Origin of the sequence: Acetobacter estunensis (assembly GCF_011516945.1) — a bacterium.
GTDB lineage: Bacteria > Pseudomonadota > Alphaproteobacteria > Acetobacterales > Acetobacteraceae > Acetobacter > Acetobacter estunensis.
On the sequence record NZ_WOTH01000083.1, the window covers coordinates 1 to 2,586 of the forward strand.

General features: G+C 62.7%; 3 protein-coding genes. All 3 read right to left on the bottom strand.

What is annotated here, in order from left to right; genetic code table 11:
• Positions 1–30 precede the first annotated feature (30 nt).
• Positions 31–1,641, bottom strand: coding sequence for an IS66 family transposase (tnpC, locus tag GOB87_RS16280; protein WP_166319123.1), 1,611 nt, complete (start codon positions 1,639–1,641; stop codon positions 31–33).
• 65 nt (positions 1,642–1,706) lie between these two features.
• Positions 1,707–2,054, bottom strand: coding sequence for an IS66 family insertion sequence element accessory protein TnpB (gene tnpB, locus GOB87_RS16285; RefSeq protein ID WP_019092242.1), 348 nt, complete (start codon positions 2,052–2,054; stop codon positions 1,707–1,709).
• Positions 2,051–2,527: an IS66-like element accessory protein TnpA gene (gene tnpA / locus GOB87_RS16290; RefSeq protein WP_176644003.1), complete on the bottom strand. Its 477-nt coding sequence runs from the start codon at positions 2,525–2,527 to the stop codon at positions 2,051–2,053. Before tnpA ends, tnpB begins: the two co-directional genes overlap by 4 nt.
• Positions 2,528–2,586 lie beyond the last annotated feature (59 nt).

Below are 2,586 nucleotides of genomic sequence, written 5' to 3' on the forward strand. Positions count from 1 at the left end.
GTAACCATCCGGCGAGAGACGCGGGCGTATTCAGGCGGCGATGGTATTGTGGACCTGCTGGTGGGCTTTCCAGTGCCAGGGCAGGAGTTCATGGAGGCGTGGATTGGGAATGTCATTGATCCGTGCCAGGACATCGGCGAGCCATGCCTGGGGATCGACATCGTTCAGGCGCGCGGTGACGATCAGGGAATACATGGCGGCGGCGCGCTCTCCGCCACGATCGGACCCGGCGAACAACCAGGCTTTCCTGCCCAGGGCGATGCCGCGTAGGGCGCGTTCTGCTGCATTGTTCGTCAGACAGATACGGCCATCTGTGAGGAATCGTGTGAATGTATCGGCACGCCGTAGAAAATAGTTCATGGCCTGGGCAATGGGATTTTTTGTCGACATGCGCCGGCAACACTCCCGCATCCAGTCGAACAGATCGTCGACCAGAGGGGCTATGTCTGTTTGACGGACTGCCAGCCGATGTTCTGGGGGCGTACCGTTGATGGTGCGCTCGGCTTGGAATATGGCGTCGATCCTGCCTATTGCCTCTATGGCGAGGGGCGCCTTGTCTCTCTCGGCGATTTTGAACAGTCCCCTGCGTCCATGCGCCCAGCATCCGACGGAGACAACCGGCGCGGGTTGGCGTCCCGGTTTCGCCAGAGTATTGTAACCCGCATAGGCGTCTGACTGCACAATGCCGGTCCAGCCGGTGAGATGATCCGTGGGATGTTCGCCCTTGCGGTCCCGGGAATAACGGAACCAGACGGCTGGGGGCGCTGTGCCTCCAAAGGGGTGATCGTCCCGCACATAATTCCACAATCGTCCGGTGACTGTCCGGCCTTTCGCCAGAACCGGCACGGTGGTGTCGTCCGCGTGCAGGCGTTGTGCCGCCAGCACATGCGCCCGGATCAGCGTAGTCAGGGGGGCCAGCGTCGCGGTGCAGGCTCCCACCCAGTCAGCCAGCGTTGATGTGTCGAGATCGATCCCTTCGCGGGCAAAGGCATCGCTCTGGCGGTTCAGAGGCAGATGCTGCAGGAACTTGTCGCACAGGATGGTCGACAGCAGCCATGGGCCGGCGCGTCCGCGCGCGATCGGATGGAAGGGGGCGGGTGGCTGGGTGATGCTCTCGCAGTCCCGGCAGGTGAACTTCTCCCGCACCGTCTGTATGACCTTGAACTGGCGCGGGATCACCTCCAGCGTCTCGGTGACGCTCTCCCCCAGTTTGCTCAGACGATCGCTGCCACAGCACGGACACTGTGTCGGTGCGGGGATGACGACCCGCTCGCGCGGCAGATCGGCACGCAGGGGCTGGCGTCCCCGGTTGCTCCGGGGTGCTGTCGTGCGGACAGCGGGATCCGCCGCATTTTCGGGCGCGTCCTCGGCGAGCGTCGTCTCCAGTTCTTCCAGTTCGAGTTCGAATTGGGCCAGCAGGCGGCGCCCCCGCTCCGACGAGGCGCCGAAACGGTCCTGGCGCATCCGCGCGATAAGATGTTTGAGATGGGCAATCTGCGCTTCGGCGCTGGCCGCGCGCGCTTCTGCATCAGTGGCCCGGATTTCGGCAGTAGACGCCCGGAGTTCGGCGACCTGGGCACGCGCCTCGGCAGCGGCAAGTGCTGCGCGCAAGGCGATGATGTCGTCCGTGTCTCCCGTCATGAAGGCAGTTGATCACATGGGCGCTCAAAAGGGTACCAGTATATGCTGACCTGGCGCGGTTTTTATTATCCCGCCAGTTCAGGTCTCCATGTTTTCTGCGGATTGCGCCAATCCACACCCTCCAGCAGACAAGTCAATTGTGACGGGGAGAGATGGATCGCTCCGTCCTTTGCCGAAGGCCACAGGAAATGCCCGCGCTCGATCCGCTTCGCATATAAGGAAAGGCCGATCCCATCGTGCCAGATCAGTTTCACCAGGTCGCCGCGTCGGCCCCTGAAGGCATAGACGTCACCCGCGAAAGGGTCACGACCCAGTGCTTCCTGGACTTTCAACGCCAGCCCGGGCATCCCCAGGCGCATATCGGTTACACCGGCCGCCAGCCATATCCTCAGCGTGGAGGGAAGCGGGATCATGATCGTAGTGCGCCCACAATCTCACGCAGACGATCAGCGGACAGCCCTGTGTCGAACTCCAGCCGCACACCGTCCGGAAAGACCAGGCTGACGGCTCGGTCGGACAGCGTTCCCTGTTCTCTCCGACGCTCCAATGGCTGCGGCTCGGGGGCCGGGGCCACCATGACAGGTATGAACGATGTCCCGCCTTTGGCCCGAGCCTCTCGCCGCCAGCGAAACACCAGACTTGGATGGATCCCATACTGTGCAGCCACCTCCCTTATGGGGCGTCGGCTCTCGTAGGACGCGATGACCACTCGCGCGCGAAATTCAGGGGCGTGCCAGCGGCGGCGATCCGAAACGATCTCGATCCGCGAGGCGCCCGCCAGCCTGTCCCGCTCGCCTGTCTCTCTACCGCTCCTTTGGAGCCTCTCTGCGGTACTACCTGCGACACTCGCAGGTAGTACCGCGTCCCTATCTCTTAAATCGTTCATGCTTCATAGCTGAACCAGACCAGAAGTATTCAGCAAGGCGTCAGTCGCCGGGAGCTTAC

Coding starts and splice junctions, on each gene's coding strand:
- tnpB (WP_019092242.1), bottom strand. CDS start 2,054: ATGATCCCGCTTCCCTCCACGCTGAGGATATGGCTGGCGGCCGGTGTA.
- tnpA (WP_176644003.1), bottom strand. CDS start 2,527: ATGAACGATTTAAGAGATAGGGACGCGGTACTACCTGCGAGTGTCGCA.
- tnpC (WP_166319123.1), bottom strand. CDS start 1,641: ATGACGGGAGACACGGACGACATCATCGCCTTGCGCGCAGCACTTGCC.